General features: G+C 28.7%; 29 protein-coding genes and 2 pseudogenes. 23 read left to right on the top strand and 8 right to left on the bottom strand.

All coding sequences use genetic code 11. From position 1 onward, the window contains the following. The 5 genes from glmS to CAMP5060_RS03330 all read left to right on the top strand — a co-directional run bounded on the left by glmS (window position 1) and on the right by CAMP5060_RS03330 (window position 5,713). Window positions 1–1,800, top strand: coding sequence for a glutamine--fructose-6-phosphate transaminase (isomerizing) (gene glmS / locus CAMP5060_RS03350; RefSeq protein ID WP_214100746.1), 1,800 nt, complete (start codon window positions 1–3; stop codon window positions 1,798–1,800). A gap of 129 nt (window positions 1,801–1,929) precedes the next feature. Continuing rightward, window positions 1,930–3,321: a class II fumarate hydratase gene (gene fumC / locus CAMP5060_RS03345; RefSeq protein ID WP_087700264.1), complete on the top strand. Its 1,392-nt coding sequence runs from the start codon at window positions 1,930–1,932 to the stop codon at window positions 3,319–3,321. A 43-nt stretch (window positions 3,322–3,364) separates the two neighbouring features. Then, window positions 3,365–3,739 carry an HIT family protein gene (locus CAMP5060_RS03340; RefSeq protein ID WP_087700266.1) on the top strand — a complete coding sequence of 125 codons (375 nt, stop codon included), beginning with the start codon at window positions 3,365–3,367 and terminating at the stop codon, window positions 3,737–3,739. A 196-nt stretch (window positions 3,740–3,935) separates the two neighbouring features. Beyond that, complete coding sequence (locus tag CAMP5060_RS03335; protein WP_337217899.1) at window positions 3,936–5,288, top strand: hypothetical protein; 1,353 nt, start codon at window positions 3,936–3,938, stop codon at window positions 5,286–5,288. A gap of 50 nt (window positions 5,289–5,338) precedes the next feature. Further along, on the top strand, window positions 5,339–5,713 hold the full coding sequence (locus CAMP5060_RS03330; protein ID WP_214099947.1) for a DUF1090 family protein: 375 nt from the start codon (window positions 5,339–5,341) through the stop codon (window positions 5,711–5,713). 1 nt (window position 5,714) lies between these two features. Here the strand turns inward: CAMP5060_RS03330 and CAMP5060_RS03325 are convergent, their stop codons facing one another. From CAMP5060_RS03325 to nadD, 3 genes are read right to left on the bottom strand one after another with little or no spacing between them, the layout of a single operon-like run. Next, the gene (locus CAMP5060_RS03325) at window positions 5,715–8,090 is read right to left on the bottom strand and encodes a tetratricopeptide repeat protein (protein WP_337217898.1); all 2,376 of its coding nucleotides are present in this window, start codon (window positions 8,088–8,090) and stop codon (window positions 5,715–5,717) included. A 9-nt stretch (window positions 8,091–8,099) separates the two neighbouring features. Beyond that, window positions 8,100–8,429 carry a ribosome silencing factor gene (rsfS, locus tag CAMP5060_RS03320; RefSeq protein WP_012661160.1) on the bottom strand — a complete coding sequence of 110 codons (330 nt, stop codon included), beginning with the start codon at window positions 8,427–8,429 and terminating at the stop codon, window positions 8,100–8,102. Window positions 8,430–8,442: 13 nt separating this feature from the next. Next, on the bottom strand, window positions 8,443–8,988 hold the full coding sequence (gene nadD, locus CAMP5060_RS03315) for a nicotinate (nicotinamide) nucleotide adenylyltransferase (RefSeq protein WP_214099945.1): 546 nt from the start codon (window positions 8,986–8,988) through the stop codon (window positions 8,443–8,445). A 59-nt stretch (window positions 8,989–9,047) separates the two neighbouring features. Between nadD and gap the strand changes: the two genes are divergently transcribed. The 10 genes and pseudogenes from gap to CAMP5060_RS08290 form a co-directional block, all read left to right on the top strand. Beyond that, a complete protein-coding gene (gene gap / locus CAMP5060_RS03310) occupies window positions 9,048–10,043 on the top strand; it encodes a type I glyceraldehyde-3-phosphate dehydrogenase (RefSeq protein ID WP_039628046.1) in 996 nt (331 codons plus the stop codon). Between the two features lies 1 nt (window position 10,044). Beyond that, a complete protein-coding gene (locus tag CAMP5060_RS03305) occupies window positions 10,045–11,247 on the top strand; it encodes a phosphoglycerate kinase (protein ID WP_087700278.1) in 1,203 nt (400 codons plus the stop codon). Further along, on the top strand, window positions 11,244–11,924 hold the full coding sequence (locus CAMP5060_RS03300; protein WP_214125870.1) for a triose-phosphate isomerase: 681 nt from the start codon (window positions 11,244–11,246) through the stop codon (window positions 11,922–11,924). Before CAMP5060_RS03305 ends, CAMP5060_RS03300 begins: the two co-directional genes overlap by 4 nt. A 3-nt stretch (window positions 11,925–11,927) precedes the next feature. Then, a complete protein-coding gene (locus CAMP5060_RS03295; protein ID WP_214125872.1) occupies window positions 11,928–13,562 on the top strand; it encodes a hydrogenase small subunit in 1,635 nt (544 codons plus the stop codon). A 125-nt stretch (window positions 13,563–13,687) separates the two neighbouring features. Further along, complete coding sequence (locus CAMP5060_RS03290) at window positions 13,688–14,233, top strand: ATP-binding protein (protein ID WP_214125874.1); 546 nt, start codon at window positions 13,688–13,690, stop codon at window positions 14,231–14,233. 12 nt (window positions 14,234–14,245) lie between these two features. Next, complete coding sequence (dut, locus tag CAMP5060_RS03285; protein ID WP_214099940.1) at window positions 14,246–14,938, top strand: dUTPase; 693 nt, start codon at window positions 14,246–14,248, stop codon at window positions 14,936–14,938. Beyond that, complete coding sequence (locus tag CAMP5060_RS03280) at window positions 14,935–15,645, top strand: EI24 domain-containing protein (protein WP_214099939.1); 711 nt, start codon at window positions 14,935–14,937, stop codon at window positions 15,643–15,645. Before dut ends, CAMP5060_RS03280 begins: the two co-directional genes overlap by 4 nt. Continuing rightward, the gene (locus tag CAMP5060_RS03275; protein WP_337217897.1) at window positions 15,638–16,045 is read left to right on the top strand and encodes a pyridoxamine 5'-phosphate oxidase family protein; all 408 of its coding nucleotides are present in this window, start codon (window positions 15,638–15,640) and stop codon (window positions 16,043–16,045) included. The genes CAMP5060_RS03280 and CAMP5060_RS03275 overlap by 8 nt, the downstream gene beginning before the upstream one ends. A 130-nt stretch (window positions 16,046–16,175) precedes the next feature. Further along, window positions 16,176–16,829, top strand: a pseudogene (locus CAMP5060_RS08295) (cache domain-containing protein); the annotation flags it as partial. 951 nt (window positions 16,830–17,780) lie between these two features. Next, window positions 17,781–18,173, top strand: a pseudogene (locus CAMP5060_RS08290) (methyl-accepting chemotaxis protein); the annotation flags it as partial. 33 nt (window positions 18,174–18,206) lie between these two features. Here CAMP5060_RS08290 and fldA read toward each other — a convergent pair. The 5 genes from fldA to CAMP5060_RS03245 all read right to left on the bottom strand — a co-directional run bounded on the left by fldA (window position 18,207) and on the right by CAMP5060_RS03245 (window position 21,718). Next, window positions 18,207–18,698: a flavodoxin FldA gene (gene fldA, locus CAMP5060_RS03265; RefSeq protein WP_087700459.1), complete on the bottom strand. Its 492-nt coding sequence runs from the start codon at window positions 18,696–18,698 to the stop codon at window positions 18,207–18,209. Next, window positions 18,699–19,391: a hypothetical protein gene (locus CAMP5060_RS03260; RefSeq protein WP_087700458.1), complete on the bottom strand. Its 693-nt coding sequence runs from the start codon at window positions 19,389–19,391 to the stop codon at window positions 18,699–18,701. Between the two features lies 1 nt (window position 19,392). After that, window positions 19,393–19,710, bottom strand: a complete 318-nt coding sequence (locus CAMP5060_RS03255) for a DUF2325 domain-containing protein (protein ID WP_087700457.1) — start codon at window positions 19,708–19,710, stop codon at window positions 19,393–19,395. Window positions 19,711–19,794: 84 nt separating this feature from the next. Then, window positions 19,795–20,928 (bottom strand): tRNA pseudouridine(13) synthase TruD, encoded by a 1,134-nt coding sequence (truD, locus tag CAMP5060_RS03250; protein WP_214135719.1) that lies wholly within the window; start codon window positions 20,926–20,928, stop codon window positions 19,795–19,797. After that, window positions 20,897–21,718 carry a thiamine-phosphate kinase gene (locus tag CAMP5060_RS03245; protein ID WP_214099935.1) on the bottom strand — a complete coding sequence of 274 codons (822 nt, stop codon included), beginning with the start codon at window positions 21,716–21,718 and terminating at the stop codon, window positions 20,897–20,899. The genes truD and CAMP5060_RS03245 overlap by 32 nt, the downstream gene beginning before the upstream one ends. 97 nt (window positions 21,719–21,815) lie before the next feature. Between CAMP5060_RS03245 and CAMP5060_RS03240 the strand changes: the two genes are divergently transcribed. From CAMP5060_RS03240 to flgN, 8 genes are read left to right on the top strand one after another with little or no spacing between them, the layout of a single operon-like run. Next, the gene (locus tag CAMP5060_RS03240; protein ID WP_087700455.1) at window positions 21,816–22,454 is read left to right on the top strand and encodes a DUF5644 domain-containing protein; all 639 of its coding nucleotides are present in this window, start codon (window positions 21,816–21,818) and stop codon (window positions 22,452–22,454) included. A gap of 9 nt (window positions 22,455–22,463) precedes the next feature. Beyond that, complete coding sequence (locus CAMP5060_RS03235; protein WP_087700454.1) at window positions 22,464–23,168, top strand: HdrB C-terminal domain-containing protein; 705 nt, start codon at window positions 22,464–22,466, stop codon at window positions 23,166–23,168. Further along, window positions 23,152–23,547 (top strand): hypothetical protein, encoded by a 396-nt coding sequence (locus tag CAMP5060_RS03230; protein ID WP_337217896.1) that lies wholly within the window; start codon window positions 23,152–23,154, stop codon window positions 23,545–23,547. The genes CAMP5060_RS03235 and CAMP5060_RS03230 overlap by 17 nt, the downstream gene beginning before the upstream one ends. Continuing rightward, on the top strand, window positions 23,540–24,196 hold the full coding sequence (locus tag CAMP5060_RS03225) for an RsmD family RNA methyltransferase (RefSeq protein ID WP_214099934.1): 657 nt from the start codon (window positions 23,540–23,542) through the stop codon (window positions 24,194–24,196). Before CAMP5060_RS03230 ends, CAMP5060_RS03225 begins: the two co-directional genes overlap by 8 nt. 58 nt (window positions 24,197–24,254) lie before the next feature. Further along, window positions 24,255–25,301 (top strand): flagellar basal body P-ring protein FlgI, encoded by a 1,047-nt coding sequence (locus CAMP5060_RS03220; RefSeq protein WP_087700451.1) that lies wholly within the window; start codon window positions 24,255–24,257, stop codon window positions 25,299–25,301. Next, on the top strand, window positions 25,301–25,666 hold the full coding sequence (locus tag CAMP5060_RS03215; RefSeq protein WP_039617679.1) for a rod-binding protein: 366 nt from the start codon (window positions 25,301–25,303) through the stop codon (window positions 25,664–25,666). The genes CAMP5060_RS03220 and CAMP5060_RS03215 overlap by 1 nt, the downstream gene beginning before the upstream one ends. Before the next feature lie 60 nt (window positions 25,667–25,726). Then, complete coding sequence (locus CAMP5060_RS03210; RefSeq protein WP_039625456.1) at window positions 25,727–25,933, top strand: hypothetical protein; 207 nt, start codon at window positions 25,727–25,729, stop codon at window positions 25,931–25,933. Window positions 25,934–25,975: 42 nt separating this feature from the next. Continuing rightward, the gene (gene flgN, locus CAMP5060_RS03205; protein ID WP_087700450.1) at window positions 25,976–26,410 is read left to right on the top strand and encodes a flagellar export chaperone FlgN; all 435 of its coding nucleotides are present in this window, start codon (window positions 25,976–25,978) and stop codon (window positions 26,408–26,410) included. Window positions 26,411–26,412: the final 2 nt, after the last annotated feature.

Here is a 26,412-nt window from a genome sequence, read left to right as displayed (position 1 = left end):
ATGTGCGGAATAGTAGGTTATATAGGAACTAAAGAAAAGAAAAAAATCATATTAGAAGGCTTAAAAGAGCTTGAGTATAGAGGTTATGATAGTGCTGGTATAGCAGTGATGAAAGATGGTGAGTTAGACTTTTTTAAAGCGGTTGGAAAATTAGAAAATTTAGCTAATAAAACTGCTAATTTTAATAGTGATGGCTTTGGACTTGCTATAGGCCATACGCGTTGGGCAACTCATGGAAAACCAACCGAAATAAATGCGCATCCACATTTGGGACAATACTCTTGTGTAATACATAATGGAATCATAGAAAACTACCAAGAATTAAAAACAAAGCTCACACAAGAAGGTATTAATTTTCTAAGTCAAACTGACACTGAAGTTATTGTGCATTTATTTGAATACCATGCAAGTAATTTAGAACCATTTGAAGCTTTTAAAAAGACCATAGCTGAACTAAAAGGTGCTTTTGCAATCTTACTTGTAAGTAAAAAAGATCCTAATACAATTTATTTTGCTAAAAATGCAGTGCCACTCATCATCGGAAAAAATGGTGATGAAAATGAATATTATTTTGCATCAAGTGATGCGCCTTTAATTTCTTTAGTGGATAAAGTAGCTTATCTTGAAGATGGAGATTATGGATATGTAAATTTAAACGAATGCAAAATTTGCCATGATCAAGCTTGCATACAACCTACTTTTGTAGCTTTAAGCAAAGATAAAAGCTATGCTCAAAAAGATGGTTATAGATTTTTTATGGAAAAAGAAATCTATGAGCAAAGTAGAGTTTTAGGTGAAGTTTTAATGGGACGCTTACAAGGTGAGCAGATTGTTTTTGAAGATATAGATGAAACTCTTTTGCAAAATATAGATGAAATCACGCTTTGTGCTTGTGGCACAAGCTATCATGCAGCATTAAGTGGAGCTTATTTACTTGAAAGACTTGCAAAAATTAAAACTAAAGTTGAAGTAGCGAGTGAATTTAGATACAGAGAAGCTATTATAGGTAAAAACACTCTTTTTGTAGTAATCTCTCAAAGTGGCGAAACGGCTGATACACTAGAAGCTTTAAAAATAGCAAAAGCACAAGGAGTTAAAACTTTAGCAATATGCAATGTGGATAATTCTAACATTGTGCGTTTAGCTGATATATCTTTACTTACTAGAGCGGGCATTGAAAAAGGCGTAGCTTCAACTAAAGCCTTTGCCACTCAAGTGGCAACTTTATGGATGCTTGCAATCTATCTTGCGCAAAAAGCAAATTTGGATATGAGTAAAGAAATCAAAGCTCTAAGAAGCTTACCAAGTATAGTTAAAGTTGAACAAAACTTACATGAAAAAGTACATAGAATTTCAAAAAGATACCTACACGGTCATGGCTTTTTCTTTATAGGAAGAGATGTATTTTATCCATTAGCTTTAGAAGGTGCTTTAAAACTTAAAGAAATTTCATACTTACATGCTGAAGGCTATCCAGCAGGAGAGATGAAACATGGACCTATTGCTCTAGCAGATAGTGAGCTTTTTACCGTTGCGCTAATGCCACAAAATTGTCTTTATGAAAAAACTAAATCAAATGTAGAAGAATTAGCTGCAAGGGATTCTACCTTGCTTGCTATTTCCCCGCTTGATTTTGATTTAAGCGATGATTTTATAAGAACTTCAAAACAAGAACACTATATGTGTGAATTTTTCGAAATGATGGTAATCTTGCAACTTCTTGCTTTGGAAGTTTCTATAAGACTTGGCAATGATGTAGATATGCCAAGAAATCTAGCAAAAAGTGTTACCGTAGAATAAATATTTTGTGTAGTTTTGAAAAAACTACACTTTTTTTAAAAAATTTTATAAATACTTCTTAAATTATAAGCAAACTTTAGGGATTATTTGGTTTAAATATTACATCTTATTTTATTACAAGGAAAAGCCATGGAATATAGAATCGAACACGATACTATGGGAGAGATTAAAGTTCCTAATGATAAATATTGGGGTGCGCAAACTGAAAGAAGTTTTGAAAATTTTAAAATTGGTTGTGAAAAAATGCCAAAAGTTTTAATTTATGCTTTTGCAAATCTTAAAAAATCTTTGGCTTTAGTTAATAACAAACTTGGTAAATTAGACGAAGCTAAAAAAAATGCCATTGTGCAAGCTTGCGATGAAATCGTAGCAGGAAAATTTGATGATAATTTCCCACTAGCAATATGGCAAACAGGTTCAGGTACTCAAAGTAATATGAATATGAATGAAGTTATAGCAAACCGTGCTACTGAAATTATGGGCGGAGATTTTAGAAAAGAAAAACTTGTTCATCCAAATGACCATGTAAATATGAGCCAAAGCTCAAATGATACTTTTCCAACTGCTATGAGTATAGTTTCAGTAGAACAAGTAGAAAAAAAACTTATCCCTGCTTTAGATGAGCTTATTGCAACTTTTGAAAAAAAAGTAAAAGAATTTGAAGGAATTATTAAAATAGGAAGAACTCATCTTCAAGATGCTACACCACTTACCTTAGCTCAAGAATTTAGCGGATATCTTTCTATGTTACTTCACTCAAAAGAGCAAATCATCGCTTCTTTACCTACATTAAGAGAGCTTGCAATAGGTGGAACGGCTGTTGGCACAGGATTAAACGCTCATCCAGAACTTAGTGAAAAAGTAAGCGAAGAATTAAGCAAGCTAATAGGTACTAAATTTGTTTCAAGTCCAAATAAATTCCATGCATTAACAAGCCATGATGCCATTAATTTTACTCATGGAGCTATGAAAGGCTTAGCTGCAAATTTAATGAAAATAGCAAATGATATTAGATGGCTAGCAAGTGGCCCTAGATGTGGACTTGGAGAGTTAAACATACCTGAGAATGAACCAGGAAGCTCTATCATGCCAGGCAAGGTTAATCCTACTCAGTGTGAAGCCTTAACTATGGTTGCAGTACAAGTTATGGGAAATGACGCAGCAATTGGTTTTGCAGCAAGCCAAGGAAATTTCGAGCTTAATGTTTTTAAACCTGTGATTATTTATAACTTCTTGCAAAGCCTTGATTTATTAGCTGATGCTATGCATTCATTCAATATCCACTGTGCTGTTGGTATAGAACCAAATAAAGAAAAAATAGATCATAATTTACATAATTCTTTAATGCTAGTAACTGCACTAAATCCACACATTGGCTATGAAAATGCAGCTAAAGTAGCAAAAAATGCTCACAAAAAAGGCATTTCTTTAAAAGAAAGTGCTATGGAGCTTGGCTTAGTAAGCGAAGAAGACTTTGCTAAATTTGTAGATCCTACAAAAATGATAGGACCAAAAAAATAATCAAAAGACTAGGAATAATCCTAGTCTTTTCTTAAGAGTTAGTATGATTTATGAAAATGATTATTTATTTATAGAAAAAGAAAATTCTCAAATTCCTTGGGTGAAAATTTTTACTAAAGAAAATTACAGAGAATTAAGTGATTGTCCAACCTTTTTACAAAATATGCTTTTTCAATATGTTTTAGCTTGCGAATTAAGCCTTAGAGAGTATTATAACCCAGAAAAAATCAACATAGCTTCCTTTGCAAACTATGTGCCAAGAGTGCATTTTCATATTATGGCACGTTTTAAAGAAGATGGGTTTTTTCCTGAATGCATGTGGGGAAAACAACAAAGAGAAATTAAGGATTTAAAATTGCCTGATTTTGAAGGATTTGTATCAATTTTACTTAAAAAAATAAAAAATATTCATGTTTAAAAAATTTATTAATTCTAGCTATATAGCTTTATTACATCATCCACTTGGAGTTATTTTTTATTTATGTTTTTGGTTTTTTATAGCATTTTTTTATAATTCATATCAAACTAGTATTTTTTTACTTTTAACCCTATTTATAATTTTTTGCGAAACATTCACTAACCCAAAAAACAATTTAATACAAAATTATAAAAACTTGAAAAATTTATGGGTTGGGTTTTTTGGACTAATTTTTTATATATTTTTAAATTTTATCTTTAAAGATGGCATAGAAAATTATTTAATATTTTTTACTAATAATTCTTTATATATTTCTTTAGCAACAGCTCTTATAGCTTTAGTATGTGCAAGAAAATTATGTGATTTTAATTATTTTCATCATTTTTTAGCTGCCCTTTCTTTTAGTATAAGTTTTTGGCTAATTTTTGGTGTATTTTTGGCTATATTTTATGGTTCGTTTGATTTTTTATTTGATATTTCTTCAAGTAAACTAAATTCTCATGTTCTGTCATTGTGGCTTTTTAGTGCTGGAATTTTTTCTTTATTTTTACTTGGCAATTTTACTTCATATAATTTTAATAAAATTTTTATATTTATACTAAATAGTTTTAGTATTTTATATATAATCATGCTTTTTACCTATGGTTTAGGAGTATTATTTAATCTTTTAAAAAATCTTAGTATAGTTCATCTATGTCTTTGGTTTGGTAATTTTTTATTAATTAATCTTTGGATAAATTTATCTTTTTATAAAATCAAAAAAGCACTACTCTATACCTTTTTTATTGTGGTACTATCATTAAATATTTTCGTATTTTATGCTATTATAATTAGAATTGCACAATATGGTTTTACGCCAGAACGCTTAGCAGTATTGACTTTAAATTTATGGCTTTTAATTGCAAATTATCTAAGCGTATTTAAGCAAAAAATAGCATTAAAATTTTCTTTTTACCTACTTGCGTTTACGGCACTATTTTTAGGATTTTTTGCAAATTACATAAGTTTTTCTTCGCAAAAATACCAATTACAAAAATTAGAAAACTCTATACACTCTTTAGATCTTGACTATATTCAAAGTAAACAATACTACAATCAAATCAAAGGCATCAAAAACACCTTACATGATCTTGATAAAAATTATAACAACAATTATAGTTTTGATGATTTTTTAAAAACTTATAATCTAACTCACTTAAAGCCACAAAAGATAGAATTTCACAATATGTCCAAAAAATTTCATCCAAAATACTTCAAATTAAAAGAAAATTATGATGAAGTATTATTTGATTTTATTGCTAATTCAAGTGACTTTAAATATTTTATGAAAATTGATGATAATACCTTGCATTTTTTGCTTCAAGAAAAAGAACTTTTAAAACTTGAAAATTTTGACAAAATCTTAAAAAACTACCAAAAAAATTCACAGTTAAGCTACAAACTTAACAATGGCTCATCTTTGATTTTTATCCCTTTAGAATTTAATATCAATATAAAAGGTCAAATAACTTTTTTTAAAACTCATGTTTTTATTAAAAACAGCAAATAAATTATTTAATATAACAAACTAAAATATCAAAAAAAAGAAAGGTTTAAACTATGAAGCAATTGTTATTTTTACTTACACTTTGCTCACTTGCATTTTCCACGCAATGTGAGGTTAAAATAAAGCAAATTCAAAAAGAAATAGCTTATGCTAAAAATTACAATCATCAAGAAAAAGCTTTAAGTTTAGAATTAGCCTTAAAAGAAGTTCAGGCAAATTGTGCAAAAGATCCTCTTTTTTATGATAAAAAATTAGAGGCTAAAAAACTTAAAGAGCAAGAGATAGAAAAAATCGAACAAGAGTTAAAAGAATTAAAAAAACAAAAAGATTATATGAGTAAAACAGAGTATAAAAATAAAAAACAAGCTTTAAAAGACAAAAAAGACAAAATTAAAAAAGAGATTGAAGAATATATCAACAAACTCTAATTTAATTCCAAATTTGCCACCATTTTTTATTTTGTTGTTTTAATTTTTGCATTAAAATATTTTGATTTTTTAATGCAAACTCATTTTCTTCATCAAGCTTTAACAATTCTTTAGTGCACTCTAAAGCTTGCTCATATTCTTTTAGCTCTTCTAAACACTGAATTTTTCCCACTAAAGCATCAGTATTTTCATTTACTATCTTTAAACAATCTTCATAACATTGCAATGCATCATGAAAATCACCTAAATTTCTCAAACACTCTGCCTTATAATAATGTGTCCAATTTTGACTTTCATCTAAATTTAAAGCCATATTAAGATATTTTATAGCTTCTTTAAAATCTTGTGAATACACTTTAACCGCACCCATAAAATGATAACACTCATATGATTTTGGTTCAAGCTCACTTGCTTTTTTTGCTGCTTCAAAGCTTTCATCATATTTTCCTAAAAAGCTTAAAATTTGTGCTTTTTCTATCCAATATTCCGCAACATCATCAATTATTTTTAAGCATTCATTGATATCTTTTAAAGCTTCATTGTATTTTTCAAGATTTCTTTTACATTTTGCTCTATGAAAATACGATTCATCATCTTCTTCGTTGCTTAAAATCACACTATCATAACATTTTATCGCTTCTTCAAACATATAAAGATCTTCATAACAAAGCCCCTTATAATACTTTACGCCATTATGATTTTTATCAATTTTTAAAGCCTTATTTAAATCTTCTATAGCTTCTTCTTCTAAGCTTAAATTATATTTAGCAATTCCACGCCAAAAATAAAGCTTAAAATTATTTTTATCCACTTTATGTGCTGCATTACAATAAGCTATTAATTCTTCATAAGACTCAAGCTCTTTTGCGCAATATGCTCTTTCAAATAATACATCTTTTAAATCAATATAATCTTTATATGTTTTTATAAGCTCATTATATTCATCTATAGCTTCTTGAAATCTTTCAAGCTTGCTTTTAATCCAAGCTCTTTGAGAAAGGGAGTTAGCATAATCTTGGGTATTATTTTGTTTTTTATAATATTTAACAGCTAGTTCGCTATCTTTTAAAGCTTCCTCGTATTTTTCAAGATCAGATTTTAAATAAGCCCTATTAAAAAACACATCAGGATATTCTTTTTGATATTTCAAAGCTTTTTCATAACTTATCAAAGCTTCATCATATTTGTCTATCTTATATAAGCTATTACCTAAATGATAAAAACCATAAGGAACTGCGTGTTCAAGTTCTGCTAATTCTGATGGAGTAAAATCATGCTTTCTTGCTCTTTCTTGATAATATTTAGCTGCTAAGTCAAAATCCTCTATAGCTTCTTCAATCATTTTTAGATTAATTTTAGTATTGCCTCTATTAATATATGCTTGAGCATATTCTTCATAAAGCTCAATTGTTTTATCATAATATTTCAAAGCTTGCTCATAATCTTCTAAATCATACAAAACTCTAGCCAATGCAAAACATGGATATTGTAAATTTTCATCTAATTCGATTGATTTTTTAAAAGCATCTATTGATAATTCTATCTTTTCTAAGTCTTTATAAATATGTCCCAAAATCAAATATGCCATTGCATTTTCATTATCTAATTCAATGGATTTTAAGCAATCTTGCAAAGCCCCCTCTAAATCATCGACTTTACGTTTATTATTAGCCCTTTTATAATACGCATCAGAAAAACTCTCATCTTGCTCAATCATCTTAGTAAAAAATTCTATAGCTTTTTGATAATCTTCTAAATTCTCATAAGCTACCCCTTGATAATAAAAAATCTGCGAAGATTCAAAACCCAAATCTTGAGACTTCTTAAAATCAAGCAAAGCTTGTTTTGGATCAACACTAAGCAGGGCAATGGCTCTAGTATAATAAGCTATATAATATTCTGGAGCTAAATCGATACAAGTTTGTAAATCTTTTAAAGCTTTTGTTTGCTCATCTAAAAGTATATAAACCCTAGCTCTGTTAAAATATGCTAAATAATATGTATTATCCAGTGCTATAGTTTTATTAAAAGCCAAAAGTGCTTCTTGTAATAAATCTAACTTAAAATTACACAAGCCCAAAAGATTAAACAAAAATACATTACTAGGATCAAATTCTACAGCTATAGTTGCATCTTCAAGCGCTTCTTGAAATTTCAAGCAATTAAATCTACAAAACGCTCTATTATGGTAAGCCTCTAAAAGCAAACGGTGTTTATCTTCATCATCTATAAAAATCATTTTACCATCTTGAGCAAGCGTAACTTCACCCTTGCAAAAAGCTATAAGCTCACTTAAGACTTCATCACATTTTTCAAATTCTGAATTTTCAAAATATTCTTTAGCTAAATCTGATAACTCAGTAATTAAATTATCCAATTTTATTTCCTAGTTCTGATTTTCTTTGTTTAAACTTTTTAAAAATTCTTCTATATTATATTTTGCCCTATAAGTTTCACTCATTAAGTGAATCAAAATATCTCCCAAATCAAGTACAGTCCATTCTTCACTACTTTCTATATTTAAAAACTCTTCACCTTTACTTTTAAGATTAGTTTTTAAATCATCAATCAAAGAAAGTGCATGTCTTTCTCCCATAGTGGTAGCAATCACTACAAATTTGACAAAATAATCCTTATCTTGCATATCAAAAGTTTCTATTAAGTCTGCTTTTTTATCATCTAAAATTTGCACTATATTGTTAATTCTTTCTTGCATTGTTTTCCTTTTGCTAAATATTTTTAAATTTAGAATAATAAAGCTTAACTTCTTCTTTGATTTGCTCACAAACTTGTGATGTTTGCAAGGTTTGTCTTATAAAAGAAGAAGAGATATTTACTTTAGTATCTAAGGTTTTAAAATGTTTTGGTATAAAAATATCATCTCTTTTAGCTACAACAAATTCTACCAAATTTTGCAATCTTTCAAATTCATGCCATTTTTCAAGACTTTGTAAATGATCAGCCCCCAAAATAAGATAAAATTTAGAAATTGTATATTGTTTATACAAAAAATCAACACTTTCTATACTAGGCACAGGTCTTTGTTTTTTTATTTCAAAATCACAAATTTCAACTTTTTCCAAACCTCCCCAAATCATATCACACCATTTTAAGCGTCTTTGCTCATTTGCGGTAAATTCTTGCTTAAAAGGACTAATAAAAGTAGGCATAATAATGAGCTTATCAAGCTCTAAATTTGCTAGTGCATTAAAGACTATAGCATTATGCCCTAAATGAGGTGGATCAAAACTGCCACCAAAAAGTGCGATTTTCATTAAAATTTAACCTTTTTTTAGTAGAATTTTATCTACTTAATCATAAAAAGGAAATGAAAATGGCTGTAAAAGTTGCAATAAATGGTTTTGGACGCATTGGAAGATGTGTTGCAAGAATTATTATGAAGCGCGATGATATTGAGCTTGTAGCGATTAATGATACTACTGATATAGAGCTTACTAAATATCTTTTTAAATATGACACCGTTCATGGGGTATATGATGGTAGTGTTGAAAATGATGGTGATGATTTAATAATTGATAATAAAAAAATAAAAGTTTTAAAAAGTAGAAATGTAGCTGATTTAGACTTTGCAAAATATGGCGCACAGATTGTTTTAGAATGTACTGGCGCACACTTAACTATGGAAAAATGTCAAGGATTTTTAGATCATGGGGTACAAAAAGTTATCATGAGCGCACCTGCAAAAGATAAAACTCCAACTTATGTTTTAGGGGTAAATGCTCACGAATACAAAGGCGAAAACATCATCTCAAACGCAAGTTGTACTACTAACTGTCTAGGTCCAATTTGTAGAGTTTTGCAAGATAATTTTGGCATAGAAAAAGGTTTAATGACAACTATTCATGCCTACACAAACGGACAAAGCATTATTGATGCAAAAGCAAGAGATAAAAGAAGATCACGTGCTGCTGCTCAAAATATCATCCCTACTTCAACAGGTGCAGCAAAAGCTATGAAACTTGTTATGCCTGAACTTGATGGAAAATTACATGGTCAAAGCATGCGTGTACCTGTAGCTGATGTGTCAACTGTGGATTTAACTGCAACTTTAAAGAAAAAAGTAAGTAAAGAAGAAATCAACGAAGCCTTTAGAAAAGCAGCTGCTAGTAATTTAAAAGGTATATTATTGGTTGATGATGAAGAAAGAGTTTCAAGTGATTTTATAACTTGCTCTTATGGTGCAATTGTAGCAAGTGATTTAACTCAAGTAATTTGTGATGATTTTGTTAAAGTGGTTGCTTGGTATGACAATGAATGGGGATATTCTTCTCGTTTAGTAGATATGGCAGTATTCGTAGCAAAGGCTTAAGATGAGTAGTATTTTATCGATTAAAGATATTGATCTTGCAAAGAAAAAAGTATTTATTAGATGTGATTTTAATGTTCCTCAAGATGAGTTTTTAAATATTACCGATGATCGTCGTATTCGCTCAGCTATCCCTACTATAAGATATTGTTTAGATAATGGTTGTGCAGTTATTTTGGCTTCACATTTAGGGCGTCCAAAAGAAATAGCTTCAAAATACTCTTTAGAACCGGTTGCAAAAAGACTTGCGCGTTTAATGGCTAAAGAAGTCATCATGGCTAAAGATGTTATAGGTGAAGATGCAAAGAAAAAAGCTAGTGAATTAAAGCCGAGCGAAATCTTACTTTTAGAAAATTTACGCTTTGAAAAGGGTGAAACTAAAAATGATGAAAACTTAGCTAAAGAACTTGCTTCTATGGCTGATGTTTATATTAATGATGCTTTTGGGGTTTGTCATAGAGCCCATGCTAGTGTTGAAGCTATCACTAAATACTTTGACAATACAAACAAAGGTGCGGGATTTTTACTCCAAAAAGAAATCGAGTTTGCAAGCAATCTCATCAAACATCCTGCACGACCTTTTGTAGCGGTAGTGGGTGGTTCTAAAGTAAGTGGGAAATTACAAGCTTTAACTAACTTACTTCCAAAAGTAGATAAGCTCATCATAGGTGGAGGTATGGCCTTTACTTTCTTAAAAGCTCAAGGTTATGATATAGGAAATTCTCTTTTAGAAGAAGATTTAATTGAAGAAGCAAATAAAATCTTACTCAAAGGTAAAAATCTAGGGGTAAAAATTTATCTTCCTGTAGATGTTACAGCAGCACAAACTTGCTCTCAAGAAGCAGTGATGAAATACACCCCTGTACAAGAAATTCCTGCCGGTTGGATGGGACTTGATATAGGTCCTGCTAGTGTAAGATTATTTAAAGAAGCACTTTCTGATGCTCAAACTATATGGTGGAATGGACCTATGGGGGTTTTTGAAATTGATAAATTCTCAAAAGGTAGCATTAAAATGAGCCATTATATTAGCGAATCTCATGCAACAACTGTAATAGGTGGTGGTGATACTGCTGATGTTGTGGCAAGAGCAGGTGATGCTGATGAGATGACTTTCATTTCAACTGGCGGTGGAGCATCATTAGAACTTATAGAAGGCAAAGAGCTTCCTGGTGTAAAACCTTTAACCATAAAGGATAATGAATGATTTTTGCAGCAAATTTAAAGTGCAATCATACAAGATCAAGCTTTGAACTTTATGCTCAAGAATTAAATCAAAATTTAAACAAAGAAGATGAAATTTTCATCTTCCCTCCTAGTATAGCTTTTTTAAAAGAAAATTTTTCCTTTCAACAAGGCGCGCAGAATTTCTACCCTTGTGAAAATGGAGCCTATACCGGAGAAATAGGTAAAATTCACTTAGAAGAATTTAACATCAAGAGTGTTTTAATCGGTCATTCTGAGAGAAGAGCTTTAAGTGAAGATGAAAGCTTTTTAAAGGCTAAATTTGATTTTGCAAAAAATCTTGATTTTAACATCATTTATTGCATAGGTGAAAGTTTAGAAACTAAGAATGCCAACAAAAGTTTGGATTTTTTAAAAAAACAAATTGAAAATATTGACTTATCTTATAAAAAACTTATTATAGCTTATGAGCCTATTTATTCTATAGGCACAGGAATTAGTGCTAATCTTGATGATATTAATACCATACTTAATTTTTTAAGAGAATTTACTAACGCTAAGCTTTTATATGGTGGAAGTGTTAATCAAAGCAATATTAAAGAAATTTGTGCTTTAAAAAATTGTGATGGAGTATTGATAGGTTCAGCTGCATTAAATGCAAATGATTTTTTAAATATGATACAAATAGCTAAAGGTTAAAAAATGTCTTTAAGCAATGAAGAGTTAAAAAGCATATTAGAGCATAAAATCGCTCTATTAGAAAACTCACACAAAGAAGAAAAAAATATCTCATTAGAGGCTGTAAATTCTATCATTAAAATTTTAGGTTTGCCAAGTGATTTTAACCCTTTGGCACATAGATATTTCCAACTTCACACCCCACCTAGCCTTATATGGCTTCATTTAAGCGAATGTACAGGGTGTAGTGAAAGTTTGCTTAGAACTTCATTGCCTGACTTTTTAGATCTGATTTTTGATTTTATTTCTTTAGAATACCATGAAACCTTCATGAGTGCAAGTGGGCATCAAGCAGAATCGCATTTAGAGGAAGTTTTAGAAAAAAAAGATTTTCTTTTAGCTGTTGAAGGTGGGGTTTGTGCTATAGATCCTTTTTATCTAACTATAGGAGCACATGGTGAAAATGGATATGAAATTTTACAAAAATGTGCTAAAAATGCTAAAACAATCTTTGCTATGGGAACTTGCTCAAGCTATGGAGGAATTCAAGCTGCACATCCAAATCCCACCAAAAGCATAGGAATTTCTAAAGTCTTAGAAGAAAAAGTAATCAATATACCAGGTTGTCCTCCAAGTGATGTAAATATCATCGCAGCGCTTTGCTTTTATATATTATTTGAACAAGACATGGCTTTAGATGAGCAAAATAGACCTTTAGCCTTTTATGGAAAATGCTTGCATGATTTATGTGAAAGAAAAGCTAAATTTGAAGCAGGAAATTTTGCTCAAAGTTTTGATGATGAGAATATAAAACAAGGCTATTGTCTTTTTAAAGTAGGTTGCAAAGGACCTTATGCTTACAATAACTGCCCTAAGGTTAAATTTAACTCCAAAACCTCTTGGCCAGTAGCTGCAGGACATGGCTGTATTGCCTGTAGTGAAGAAAATTTTTGGGATGATTTTGGTTTTTATGAAAAACCTATGAGTAATGAATTTGCTTATAATGATTTTTCTATTATATTAGATGATAAAATAATTCATAATAGTTCTATCAACGAGCTTAATTCAGATAATATTTTACTAGATTTAGAAAGCGAAATTAGTGGGATTTTTTATCAAAATGATACAAAGATTAATTTTTTAGATTTTAGTTTTGAAGCTAATCCTAAAGTTTTTTTAAATAATTTCGCAAAAACCAAAATGGCTATGACTTTAGTGCAAAATTACCAAGAGCAATTTAAAACATATTATGATTTTATACAAGAAAATTATGATGATGAAAGCAAAATTAGCAATAATATCTTAGATTTATTTTATTTTATCTATCCAATTATTAGCGGAAAAAAATTAAGCCATTTAGATGAGTTTTTAGATCTTGCTTTAGCTTATAAGTTTAAACATCCTAGCAAATTTGATTTTAAAATCACAATTAATGAACAAGCAAAGCTTGATGTTTCTAAATCTATGCGTATGCCTTTGATTTACATTTTAGGTGGCTTAGATAAAGAAGCTATTGCTTTTGGATTGATTTTTTCTTTAAAAGAACATTTAAAACAAGCTTTAAAAGCATGCAAAAAAATACACAATAAAAAGCAAATTTTAATATGTGCAAAAAATGAAAAATTATTAAAATTATTTTGGGATTTAACGAGCATTTAAAGACTTAATGTTAAAATATTTATCTCCCTAATATTTGAAATTTGCAAAGTATAAAAACTTTGCAAATTTGTTTAAGATTGAGTTATTTTGACGATATAACTTTATCTTGACTTGAAAGGAATGTTATGCAAATTTCTAGTTATAATTCTCAAAATTTTTCTATGGATATTAAAACAAAAAATGGCAATCATCTTTCTTTTTCCATGTATGACAAAAAAGAAGCAAAATTAGACAAAGATGGTAACTCGGCTTCTTTAAGTCTTAGAAATCAATTTGGTTTTTCATTCTCATATAATGGAACCAAACTTTCACAAGAAGAAATTGAAGAAATAAAAGAAGCAGTAGCTAAAGTACAACCACAAATAGATGAATTTATGAAAAACTCAAGAGTAGGAACCTTAAAACCAAAAGAGCTTATCACCACTGCAATGAAAATCGGCAATGCCTTACCTGAACCAAAAAATGAAGAACATAAAAAAGCTACTTTACATGAATTATTTAACACCATGGATAAGAGTTTAAACAAAGAAATAAATAAAACAGACCTTGAAGATATTAAAAAGCAAATTTTCCAAGATAGTGCTAAATTATTAGAAGAAATTTGGGAACAATACAACAAGCAAAAAGAAGAAAAAAAAGAAGATAACAAAGAATTTGGATTTTATGCTTAAAAAGGAAATGCAATGGAAGTAAAAGATATTTTAAAAAGCATGCTAGAACTCCAGCAAAAATTAAACGATGATACCAATGGCATAGGTTGGGAAAATGGTTATACTAAAGAGGGTAAATTAATTAGTTTTAGAAGATGCATTTATATGGAGTGTGCTGAGCTTATTGATTCTTTTGCTTGGAAACACTGGAAAAGCATATACACTCCTGCAAACTGGGACAATGTACGCATTGAAATAGTGGATATATGGCATTTTATTTTAAGTTTGATTTTAGAAGAATATAAAGAAAAACAAATCAATGATAAAAATTTTATCGCAGAAGAAGTTTCTTCTGTAACTTTTTTTGATGATTTTTGTAAAGAAACTTCCAATCCAAATGAAGCAGATATTTATGGAATTTTAAATGATATTGAACTTATTATCCATAAGTGCAGTGGTTTTGATTATGATTTAGGTGAGCTTTTGAGTGTGTATTTTGTTTTAGCTAGAAAATGTGGTTTAAATTTCTATGAACTTTATAAAATCTATATTGGAAAAAATATTTTAAATCAATTCAGACAAGAAAATGGCTACAAAGAAGGTACTTATAAAAAAACATGGAATGGCACAGAAGATAACGAAGTTTTAAATCGAATTTTAAAAGAAACACTAGATTATAAAGAAATTTATCGAAAACTTCAAGAAAATTACAATCAAATTAAATGAGTATATTATATCTAAGCTTGCAAGATTTTCTTAGCAAGCCATTTTTAAAATTTTCTCTTTTGCCTTTCTTAATCAGTATAATTATTTTTGCTTTTCTTGTATATTATAGTTATGATATATTTTTTTCTTATATAGAAGATGTAGTTAGCGGATCTTTTATGGCTTGGTTTTTTAGTTTTTCCATAGTGCAATTTTCTCTTGCATTTTTAAGCGCCATAGGTGGATTTTTCATAGTGGTATTTGCCTCAGTGTTTTTTACCATGCTGATAATTTCTTTTTTAACTCCTTATATTGTTAAAAAGATTAATCAAAAATATTACAACTATCCCATACAAAAAGCAGTAAATTCTTTAGAAGTTTTACTTAAAACATTCAAAATTATACTCATTTCATGTGTGTTATTTGTGATAGCTACTTTCTTGTTAATTATACCTTTTATTAGTATTGTGATTTATTATGGAGTATTTTATTATTTATTTCACAAACTTTTATTATTAGACGTATTAAGCAATGTTTTAGATAAAAACAACTTTGATGATTTTTATAAAGACTCATCACCTTTATACTTTAAAATCATCACTCTAATCTTTTTTGCTTTATCAAGTATTCCTTTGCTTGGTTTATTTTTGCAAGTATTTTATGTGATTTTTCTAACTCACTTAAGTTATCAAAAAATTTTAAAACTTAAAGCTAGTAATAATGGATGAAAGAATTAAAAATTTCATCCTTTCTCAAAAACTTTTAAATTTAAGTATGCTTGATGAGGATGGTGGAGTATATTGTGCAAGCTGTTATTATGCCTTTGATAGTCAAAATTTAGCTTTAATCTTTGCTAGTGAAGAACGCACTAAACACGTTCAGCTTGCTCACAAAGCACCCAAAGTAGCAGTTAATATAGCATCAGATACAGATATTATTAATCTCATTAAAGGAGTGCAAATTAAAGCTCTTTTTCAAAAAGCTACCAAAGAACAAGAAAAAATATATTATGAAAAATTTCCCTTTGCAAAACTTGCAAAAGCTTGTGTTTTTGCTCTAAATATACAATGGGCAAAATACACTGATAACAAAATTCTACTCTCCAAAAAATTAGAATTTTTTATTTAAAATAATATTAAAAATATAATATTTTTTAATTAAAATAAATATTTTTTATAATTATTTAAATGTTTTTTGAATAAAATCTTATAAATTATTATAATCACAAAGCTAAAAATTAGCTTTCCAAGGAGAAAATATGCTCTCTTCAGCAAAAAAATATCTACTAGGTAATTTTTCTAATAAAATAGCCTTTTTGGTTTGTATCTTTGTTGTAGTTTTACTATGCGTTTTAGGTATTTTTAACTATGTTAAGTCTAAATCCAATAGCCATACACTACTAGTTCAGTTTCAACAAAAAGTTGCCTTTGATGTGAGTAAAAGATTTGATTTATATGCAAGCGACAGACGCAATGTGATTAATTCCTTAACAAAATACATTAAAGAAAATAAAAACAATCTAACACCAGAACAATACACTAGTTTACTAAAATCCATAGGAGATTCTTTAGGTTTTGACTTAACTTATGTAGGCTTTGAAGATGGTAAAATATACAGATCCAATGGAAACAACCAAACTCCAGAAAGTGGATATGATCCTAGAGCTAGAGGTTGGTACAAAGAGGCTAAAGAAAAAAAAGAGTTAATTGTTACAGAACCTTATATATCATCTAGTATGAAAAAACCTACAATTTCTTATGCTAGTCCTATTATAGAAAATGGAAAAGTTATAGGAGTAGTGGCTGCTGATTATGATTTGAAAAAATTCTCAGAGGAAGTTTTAGCCATAGGTAAAACACCTTATTCACATGCAGCGGTTTTGGCTCATGATGGAACTTATCTTTTTCACACTGATTCATCTAGAATTTTAACATCGACTGAAATTAGCAAAGATATTATTTCAAGTTATTTTAAAACACCTGAAGGTTTAAATAAAACTCTTTCTAAAGACATTTTCAAAGTTCAAACTAAAGAAGAAGGAATTAAAGCTTTAATTTGTAATGGTAGTATTAATCCAAAATATACTATTTGTAGTATAGCTGATTATGACTTTTATAGTGACACAGCTAAACAAACACTAATAGAACAAATTATTATTTCATTAATTGCTATTTTCATAACTTTAGTATTTATTAGAATGATTATTTCTTATAATCTTAAACCTATTGCAATTATTTCATCAGGATTACATAATTTCTTTAACTATCTAAATCATAAAGATGTCCATTCTCATCCTATCAAACTTAAAACACAAGATGAATTTGGAAAAATGGCTGATGAAATCAATGAAAATATTGAAATTATTAAAGAGGCGTTAAGCAAAGATGCAAAAGCTATTGAAGAATCTGTAAGTGTTGCTAGAAAAATAGAAACAGGTGAGCTTGATTTGCACATTAGCTCTCACGCCAACAACCCTCAAATTCAAGAACTCATAGAAGTTTTAAACAAAATGCTTACCACCTTACAAGCAAAAATAGGTCGTGATTTAAACGAAATTCAAGCCGTGTTTGATAGTTATAAACATTTAGATTTTACAGCAGCTATCAACACACCAAAAGGCGATGTAGAAAAAGCAATCAATGCACTAGGAAATGAAATTAAGAATATGCTCTCACAATCACTTAATCAAGGTGAATTACTAAATCAAAAAGCTGAAGCACTCAAACAAAGCATGCAAGAGCTTACCAATGATGCTACCCATCAAACATCATCATTACAAGAAAGTGCAAGGGCTTTAGAGCAAATGAACTCAGCAATGAGTGAAATTTCCATTAAAGCACAAGATGTGGTAAAACAAAGCAATGACATCAAAAGCGTAACCACAGTAATTTCAGATATAGCTGAGCAAATTAATCTCCTTGCATTAAATGCTGCTATTGAAGCTGCACGTGCAGGTGAGCACGGTAGAGGCTTTGCTGTTGTTGCGGAGGAAGTTAGAAACCTAGCAGAAAGAACTCAAAAGTCTTTAGGCGAGATTGAAGCTAATACTAATATCTTAGCTCAATCCATTAGCGATATGGGAGATTCTATCAAAGAGGAAGCAAATGATATTAGTCAAATCAACGAATCGGTTGCAACTATAGAAAAACTTACACAGCAAAATTCTCAAACAGCTATACGAACTAATGCTATTGCCAATGAAGTAGATTCCTTAGCACAAGATATATTAAGCGAAACTAAAAAAAGAAAGTTCTAAAACACAAAAGATGCCTTTTAGGCATCTTTTTTATTAAGAAAATGAAGGTCTAATTTGCTCTAGCCAAGCATCAATTCTACTTTCTGTTAAATCTTCATGATTGTCATTGTCCAATGCTAATCCTACAAATTTATCACCTTCTACAGCATCACTTGCTTCAAAAGTATAACCACCTGTAGAAACAGCACCAACTAAATTTGCGCCTGCTGTTTTTAAAGCTTGAGCAAGTTTACCCATAGCACTACAATAAGTATCTGAATAACTTTCACTATCTCCCATACCAAAAACTGCAACAGTTTTGCCACTAAGATTTAAAGCAGAAAAATCAAAACCATCCCAATCATCTTGAAAATCTCCACTTCCCCAAGTAGAAGTACCACAAATTAATTTATCATAAGAATTTATTTTTTCTGCATTAATATCTGCAATATTTAATACATCAGAAATTCCTAATTTTTGAGCAATCATATTTGCTGCACTTTCAGTATTACCCATAGAGCTACCATAAATTACTGCTATTGACATTTAACATCTCCTTAAAATTTGATTATTAATAGTATAGGGGACTAATTTTAGCGAAGTTTTATTATTTTCACATAAATTATGTCTTATTTCTTTGTGTTGAGTGAAATTTTTATTTCTTGGATACACAATATAAAACCTTTCAAAAGAATTATCTTTTATAAATTGCAAGGCAAGCTCTATATCTTTATCATTATCTTTATAAAATAAAGGCATAACCGCTATTTTTTCATTGATGATAATAATATTTTTACAAATCTTTACTTTGGATTTAGTATTGCTTTTACAAATTTTATCATACACAAAAGCTTCAAAAGCCACTTGCAAAGGCAAAGTAAAACTAGATGATAAAAACACATTTTGTATTAATTTAGCTAAAGTATATTTTGGTATATTTGATTCAAGCTGTATTTTATTTAAATTTCCTTCTTTATATGCTTTGATGATTTTATGAGAACATGGACAAAATTGTTTTACTCTACCAAATCTCAAAGTTCTTTCTGTACTCATATTTTGAATTTTTAACTCAAAAATATTTCTTAAACAACTAGCTTGTTTTGCATAGATATAAGGTATTTTTAATTCGTTTTCAACCAAAGAATTATATAAATTTAAAAAAATATAATGAATACTTTTTCGCTCTAAATCTCTAAATATTTTAGGTATAAAATCCTCTTTTTCATTAAATCCAAACATATTAATCCTTTTTTGAACACTCATATGTTTGATCAAGACCAAAAACCTTACAGTATTCACAATACACACAACTCACACTGCGTTTAGCACAAACTAAAGGTATATTGCGTTTTTTTGCCTCTGTTTTGATTTTTTTCATAGTATTATGGTTTAAAAAACTAGTAAGCATAACTATACATTCAGTATTTTGAGGAATGGGTTTTCTATTTACCCTGTTTTCATTTCTAGCATCCCAATGCTCTATATTTTTTGCTCCTAGGTTTGTTAAAACTGCCTTAATTGGAGTTATTTCATCTGCTCCGATAACCAAAACTGACATTAAGCTTTCCTTTTTATAAAAATGATAATTGTTATTATAATTTATAAAAGATAAATTTTAACTGATACTCAATATCATTTTTAATTATATATTATGGGTTTGTTCAAAGATATCTGTATGTAAAATTTCTTCTAAGACTACCGTAGCATACGAGCCTTTTTGTAAGAAAAATTCCAAAGTAAAATGAGCTTTTTCTTCATCATAATGACTTTTGCAATCTTGCAAATAAGACCACATAAAGCGTCTTGAGCCTTGCATTTTATTTTTAAACTCATATGCAAAAGAAAAAATCTCATCTTCTAATTTTTTAGCTAAACCTTCGTTTGCTTCATAAGCTTTAGAACCTATTAAAAGACCCATTGCGCTAATATCTTTTTGATTAAATCTTTCTACTTCACTTGATAAATCTTCACATATAAAACATTTACCAAAAGGGTAATGTCCTAAAACTTCACCTTTTAAAAGTTTAAAAAACTGCTTTTGATTTTTTAAACTTTTGATTTCATCTTTTTCTAAATCATAAATTTGTTTTATTTCTTTTTCACTAAAATCATTGATAAAATGTGATAATTCTACTCTTTTGCTCAAATATCTATTAAAAAGCTCACTTTGAAAAGCAGAAATTAAAAATTCTTGCATTTTTTTATTTTTGATTTTTTTACCTTTTAAAATTTCTAGTCCTTGTGAAAAATTATCTTGAAATTTACCAAAACGCTGATATCCAAAATAATTAGCAAAACCTTGTTCTTGGATATTTTTGAAAGCTTGTTCTATTTTTAAAGCATCTACTTTTGAAACTTTTTTTAATCTTATAAAAAATGAATTTCCTTTCAAATGCCCTATTCTAAGTTTATTATCATGATAAAAACTTTCTAAAATTTTCATCTTATCATGTTTAAAATTTTTTAAACCTTCTTCAAATTTTTTAGGCATAGAAATATATTGAAAAGTTAAACCTTGTTTATCTTTTAAACCACTATAACCAAAATCTTTCATTTTAACACCACTTTGCTCACTTAAAATTCTCAAAGCTTCACTAGTGCTAAGATCCTTTTTTTGTATATGCAAAATTAAATGTTCACCTTTACCACTAAATTCATACAAAGGCTTTTCTCTTACTACAAAATCATTGCTATTTTTCGAAAAATACACATTTATCGGGCTATGTTTTAAAGCATATAGGGGTTTAAAAATGATGTTCTCTTCCATAAAATTTATACCTTCCTGTTGTTGTTTTTGCAAAAATATTTAGTTTAACTCTATGCTTTTTAGCTATATTTTGTATAAATGCTTTATGTTTTTTATCAAAAGCAAATAAAATTTCATATTCTTCTGCACTATTTAAGCTAAATTTATCTAATTTTTTAAGGAATTTTATACTAAGTTGGTTTTGAAATAACATTCTTGATAAGTCTTTATTCAAACCATCTGAAATATCCATACTCACTCTAACTTTTTTTGCTATATCGTAAAAAAATTTCTGCCTTAAATTTGGTTTTATAAAACGATGTTTAGAATGTAATTTTCCACCGCGAAATAGTATATTTAAACCTTTTAAACTCTCACCTAATTTCCCACTAAAAGCAAACAAATCTCCTTTTTTTAAACCTTTTCTAAAAATAGCCCTTTTATTTACTTTAGAAATAATAGTTACACTAATATTGATTTTCTTATCTGCTATGGTATCTCCGCCTATAATTTGCACCCCAAATTCTTTTGCACTATCTAGCAAACCTTTTTGCAAAGCTTTAACTTGTTTCATATCTAAACATTTTGGTAAAGAAAGCCCCAAAAGAGCGTATTTTGGTGTAGCATTCATAGCAATTGTATCAGAAATATTAACAAGCATAGCCTTTGCACCAATTTGCTCTAAACTCATCCAAGAACGTTTAAAATGCACATCTTCACAAAATAAATCTTTAGAATAACAATATCCATCGATGATTGCCCCATCATCTCCATTGATAGGATTAGCAAAGGCATTGATAATAAATTTTTCTTTATCCATGTGAGTATTTTATACAAAAAGCTTTTAATTTTATATAATAATCAAATTTTTATAAGTTTAAAATGTATATAATGAAAAATAATACCAAGGATAAAATATGCAAATAACTTTAAGAATTTTTCGTTTTGATAAAGATAGTGATTATTTAGCTTATTATAAACCTTATGTTTATGATAGTAAAAATTTTAAAAGTGTTTATGATATTTTAGTGCAAGTGAAAAAAGATGATATATATTTTGACTTTGAAGAAAATCCAGAAAGTTGCATTAAAATCAACCAAGTTGCTATTAGACAAAGAAGAGATTTAAATAATATCATTGAAAAATTTGGAAAAGAACTCATCATAGAACCACTCGATACTAAAAGAGCTATTAAAGATTTAATCATGGATAAAGGCGATTTTTTAGAAAAATTAGAACTTTTTAAAGGACTTATTGATATACACGATGTAGAACTTTACAAACAATATGATTTTTTATATTATACAAGTGAAGCTAGAGAATTTTTACCTGAATATCTAGGTGATAGCTTTTTTATATTTGCTTATAAGATGTTACTTAAATATCCAGAAAAAGCACCGCAATTTTTAAAATTAGTCGCAGACGAAGAAAAAGGGATTTATTATCACACTAAATTTAAAAATTTTATTTCATCCAATGAACTTGATTATGAATCTTATATTAAAGAATTAAAAGTTATGCTTGTAAAATCAGGTCTTGCAAGAAATATATTTTAAGGAATAAAAATGTATAAAATTTATACTAACAGCAACAATGATTTATTCTGCCATTTTGATATTATCAAAAATATTTTAGATAAAATTAATGTTGAAAATGCTCTTTATGAAAAACCTTTAGGAAAAAATTATTTTATTATTGATTATGATCCTAAAGACATTTTAGATGAATATTCAAGAATGATGGGTGAGGATAATATCTTAGCTTGCGAATACAGCTCTTATGAGATTATGAGTAAAATTGAAAAAATTCAATATGCTCCAAAAGTTTTTTTAGATTACCTTAAACAAGAGCATATTAAGTATTTTTTTAATCAATTTAATATAGGCATATACCAAGGATTTTCGAATGCAAGTTGTTCTTTAGAGCTTGCTAAAATACTTAAAGCAAATATAATAGATTTTGAAAGAAAATACAAAAGTTGCGGTTATAGTTTTTTAAATTTAAACGCTGAGTTAGCTTATAAAAATGCAGCCGCTATTATGTTAGATGCTTATGATAGCGGTTGTGATTTTTTAGTAGTTGAAGATTTTTACTCTTTTTATATGTTTGATAAATGCTCCAAAGAACTACAAACTATTTCAAATAGGAATTTTGAAGATTTTTATATTTTAAGTTTTGCAGAACTTGCAAATTTAGCTCTAGGTATAGTACCATATACTTTGAAAAAACATAAATTAAAAGTGAGTTTAATCAATGAAAATCGCTCTTGAATGTAAAGATTTAGTTTTAGAAAAAACTTTGGAAATTGCTTTAAAAGATTTTTTGGTTTTAAAAAAAGATTGTGATTTTTTGGTGTGCGATGAAAAAATCAACACGCAAAAACCACAATTTATCATTAATAAAAAATCAAACTTTTTATCTCATCCTTTTAATATAGAGGAATTAATTAATGCTTTAAATGATTTTAATACAAGTTTACAAAATATTGCCTATAAAATAGCTATGCGTGAGAAAAAAATCATGAATCAAAAATGTGAAGCCATTTTAGAGCAATTGCGTCAAGAAAGTCATGAAAAAATCGATGCAATATTTAATCTTTACAAAACAGAGTTAAAAAACCTCATCAAAGAAGAAAATAATAATGTATAAAACACAAGAATATCAAAGCGTAAAAGATTTTTTGAAAAATTACAAAGAAGGTAAAAAAACAAACTCAAAAAAACAAACTCAAAAAATTTACACCACCATAGAAAGTGGAATTTATAAGGGTAAAAAAATTTTACTTCCTAGCCTAGATACCACAAGAAGCACTAAAAGCATAGTAAAATCATGTGTTTTTAATGTTTTGCGTTTTTCTTTACAAGATAAGGTTTTTATAGAGGCCTTTGGAGGAAGCGCTTTGATGGCATTAGAAGCAAGAAGTAATGGTTGTTTAAAAAGTTATGCCATAGAAAAAGATAAAAAGGCTTATGAAATAGCTTTAAAAAACGCTTCTAGTGTTGATCAAAATACTCTTTGTTTTAATGATGATACTTTTAAAAAAACTCCTCAAATTATTCAAAATTCCAAAGAAGATATTATTTTATATCTTGATCCGCCTTTTGATATTAGAGAAGGTTTTTTTGATATTTATGAAAAAACTTTAAAATTGATAGAAAATATACAAAATTCAAATGTAAAAATCATTATTATAGAACATCACAGCACTTTTAAAACTCCAATTAAAATACAAAATTATGAAAAAACTAAAGAAAAAAAATTTGGCTCAACTACTCTAAGCTTTTACTCCTTTATATAAATTTGGAACTTTTTTTGCTTTAATTTATGTAAAATAGCATAGATTAAAGGAAGAATCGATGAGAATATTATTTTTAAGCTTAACGCTAAGTCTAAGTGTTTTTGCAGCTACTATCAAAGAACTTACTAATGTGGTAGGTGTTAGAGATAACCAACTTATAGGATATGGTTTGGTTGTTGGCTTAAATGGAAGCGGAGATGGTACAAGTAGCGAATTTACTCTACAATCTATTTCAAATATGCTTCAAGGTATGAATGTAAAAATTAGCCCGGGCGATATAAAATCAAAAAACACAGCAGCAGTAATGGTAACAGCAAAACTTCCTGCTTTTGCAAGAAGTGGGGATAAGCTTGATGTAAGTGTAGCTTCTTTAGGCGATGCAAAATCTTTACAAGGTGGAACCTTACTTATGACAGCTCTAAAAGGTGTTGATGGAGAAATTTATGCAGTAGCCCAAGGTTCTTTGGCAATAGGCGGACTTAGTCCAAGACCTGGTGCAGCAGGAACACACTCAACCTCAGCAAATGTTATCAATGGTGCGGTAGTAGAAAGAGAAATTCCACAAAATTTTAGCCAAAGTGAAGATTTAGTTTTAAGCTTAAAAGAAGCGGACTTTAAAACAGCTAACAATATAGAAAGAGTTTTAAATACTATTTTTGATACAGATATAGCAAAGGCTTTAGATTCTAGAACTATAAAATTAACAAAACCTGAAGAATTTTCTCATGTTGAATTTATGGCAAGAGTATTAGAACAAGATATAGCTTATACTCCAGAAAGTAAAGTAATCATCGATGAAAGAACAGGAACTATAGTAGCAGGTGTAAATATAGAAGTTGAACCTATATTAATCACTCATAAAGATATTACTATAAAAATTGATCCAAACAATACCGTAGCTTTAGGACAAAATGAAATCGATATGAAAGATGGTGGTATTTTAGATCCCGTATCTAATACTTTAAAAATCACAAACAATAAAACAACAGTGGCAAACATAGCTAGAATGCTAAATAAACTTGGAGCAGCACCAAATGATATCATAGCTATTATGCAAAATCTAAAAAGAGCCGGTGCAATTAGTGCTGAATTAGAGGTGATATGATGAGAGTTGATAATTATTTAGCGAGCAAAAATTATAGCAGTGAGCTTTATGAAAGCATTACTAAACACAACAATAGCTACAAGGCTGCTAAAAACTATGCAGATAGTGCTTTTAAAAACGATTTAACTCATATACAAGCATTAAACGATGAAGATAAAGCTTTAAAAGAACAAACCGATGCTTTTGAAGCTTTTTTAATCAAAAGCGTTTTGGATATTTCTTTAAAACAAGAAAATTCTTTATTTGGAAAAGACGCAAGTGATGAAATTTATTCATCTATGTATAATGATACTATGAGTAAAGCATTAAGCGGGGGGTTAGGTTTTTCAAAATTATTATTTGATTATTTAAAAGAAAGGGGTTAAGTTATTTTTTTAAGTGTCGATATAGTTCTTAGAGTTTTTCAATAGAACTGGAGGCTTAAAATGATAAACCCTATACATCAAAGTTATGTAGCTCAAGTTGCTACTAATGATTTAAATAAAACAGAAAACAAAGAAAACAACAAGGCAAAAGAAACTCAAAAAACAGAGGAAAGTAAAGCATCTTTGATTGCTTCACAAATAAAAAATGGCGCGTATAAAATAGACTTACAAGCCACTTCTAAAGCAATAGCAGATTCTTTATTATAATTTTTATCCTTTTTTGGGTTAGTGCCTAAGAAAGGATAAAAAATGGTTAAACAACACTTAGACGAAACAAATTCTATTTTAGAAAAACTCATCAATCTTACTTTAGAAGATATAACCCAAATTCAAGCTGCTAATCACCAACATGTAAGCAAAAGCGTAGAGGAAAAAACTAAACTTGTAAATGACTTTCAAATTGCTAAAAAAAATCTTGATAAGGCTTTAATAGAACTTAGCAATCAAGGAAATAATAAAGGCTTAGATGAGCTTTTAGACGATGAAGATAAAGAAAAACTTGCACTTTTAAAGCAAAATTTAAACACCTTACATCAAAAAAATAAAGAATACGCTAAATTAGCTCTTATTATTAAAAATTTTTACGACAATCTTTTAAATACAATGTTTGAACAAAATGGAACAAATAATGCTTATGGAGATCAAAAAACAATTCCAGATTCATTATTTAAGATCAATGTTTAAAG

Origin of the sequence: Campylobacter sp. 1569 (assembly GCF_024723675.1) — a bacterium.
GTDB classification, from domain to species: domain Bacteria; phylum Campylobacterota; class Campylobacteria; order Campylobacterales; family Campylobacteraceae; genus Campylobacter_D; species Campylobacter_D jejuni_C.
Note: the sequence above shows the minus strand (reverse complement) of the source record. Positions and strands in the feature narration are given on the sequence as shown.

Coding starts and splice junctions, on each gene's coding strand:
- glmS (WP_214100746.1), top strand. CDS start 1: ATGTGCGGAATAGTAGGTTATATAGGAACTAAAGAAAAGAAAAAAATC.
- fumC (WP_087700264.1), top strand. CDS start 1,930: ATGGAATATAGAATCGAACACGATACTATGGGAGAGATTAAAGTTCCT.
- CAMP5060_RS03340 (WP_087700266.1), top strand. CDS start 3,365: ATGATTTATGAAAATGATTATTTATTTATAGAAAAAGAAAATTCTCAA.
- CAMP5060_RS03330 (WP_214099947.1), top strand. CDS start 5,339: ATGAAGCAATTGTTATTTTTACTTACACTTTGCTCACTTGCATTTTCC.
- rsfS (WP_012661160.1), bottom strand. CDS start 8,429: ATGCAAGAAAGAATTAACAATATAGTGCAAATTTTAGATGATAAAAAA.
- nadD (WP_214099945.1), bottom strand. CDS start 8,988: ATGAAAATCGCACTTTTTGGTGGCAGTTTTGATCCACCTCATTTAGGG.
- gap (WP_039628046.1), top strand. CDS start 9,048: ATGGCTGTAAAAGTTGCAATAAATGGTTTTGGACGCATTGGAAGATGT.
- CAMP5060_RS03305 (WP_087700278.1), top strand. CDS start 10,045: ATGAGTAGTATTTTATCGATTAAAGATATTGATCTTGCAAAGAAAAAA.
- CAMP5060_RS03300 (WP_214125870.1), top strand. CDS start 11,244: ATGATTTTTGCAGCAAATTTAAAGTGCAATCATACAAGATCAAGCTTT.
- CAMP5060_RS03295 (WP_214125872.1), top strand. CDS start 11,928: ATGTCTTTAAGCAATGAAGAGTTAAAAAGCATATTAGAGCATAAAATC.
- CAMP5060_RS03290 (WP_214125874.1), top strand. CDS start 13,688: ATGCAAATTTCTAGTTATAATTCTCAAAATTTTTCTATGGATATTAAA.
- dut (WP_214099940.1), top strand. CDS start 14,246: ATGGAAGTAAAAGATATTTTAAAAAGCATGCTAGAACTCCAGCAAAAA.
- CAMP5060_RS03280 (WP_214099939.1), top strand. CDS start 14,935: ATGAGTATATTATATCTAAGCTTGCAAGATTTTCTTAGCAAGCCATTT.
- CAMP5060_RS03275 (WP_337217897.1), top strand. CDS start 15,638: ATGGATGAAAGAATTAAAAATTTCATCCTTTCTCAAAAACTTTTAAAT.
- fldA (WP_087700459.1), bottom strand. CDS start 18,698: ATGTCAATAGCAGTAATTTATGGTAGCTCTATGGGTAATACTGAAAGT.
- CAMP5060_RS03260 (WP_087700458.1), bottom strand. CDS start 19,391: ATGTTTGGATTTAATGAAAAAGAGGATTTTATACCTAAAATATTTAGA.
- CAMP5060_RS03255 (WP_087700457.1), bottom strand. CDS start 19,710: ATGTCAGTTTTGGTTATCGGAGCAGATGAAATAACTCCAATTAAGGCA.
- CAMP5060_RS03245 (WP_214099935.1), bottom strand. CDS start 21,718: ATGGATAAAGAAAAATTTATTATCAATGCCTTTGCTAATCCTATCAAT.
- CAMP5060_RS03240 (WP_087700455.1), top strand. CDS start 21,816: ATGCAAATAACTTTAAGAATTTTTCGTTTTGATAAAGATAGTGATTAT.
- CAMP5060_RS03235 (WP_087700454.1), top strand. CDS start 22,464: ATGTATAAAATTTATACTAACAGCAACAATGATTTATTCTGCCATTTT.
- CAMP5060_RS03230 (WP_337217896.1), top strand. CDS start 23,152: ATGAAAATCGCTCTTGAATGTAAAGATTTAGTTTTAGAAAAAACTTTG.
- CAMP5060_RS03225 (WP_214099934.1), top strand. CDS start 23,540: ATGTATAAAACACAAGAATATCAAAGCGTAAAAGATTTTTTGAAAAAT.
- CAMP5060_RS03220 (WP_087700451.1), top strand. CDS start 24,255: ATGAGAATATTATTTTTAAGCTTAACGCTAAGTCTAAGTGTTTTTGCA.
- CAMP5060_RS03215 (WP_039617679.1), top strand. CDS start 25,301: ATGAGAGTTGATAATTATTTAGCGAGCAAAAATTATAGCAGTGAGCTT.
- CAMP5060_RS03210 (WP_039625456.1), top strand. CDS start 25,727: ATGATAAACCCTATACATCAAAGTTATGTAGCTCAAGTTGCTACTAAT.
- flgN (WP_087700450.1), top strand. CDS start 25,976: ATGGTTAAACAACACTTAGACGAAACAAATTCTATTTTAGAAAAACTC.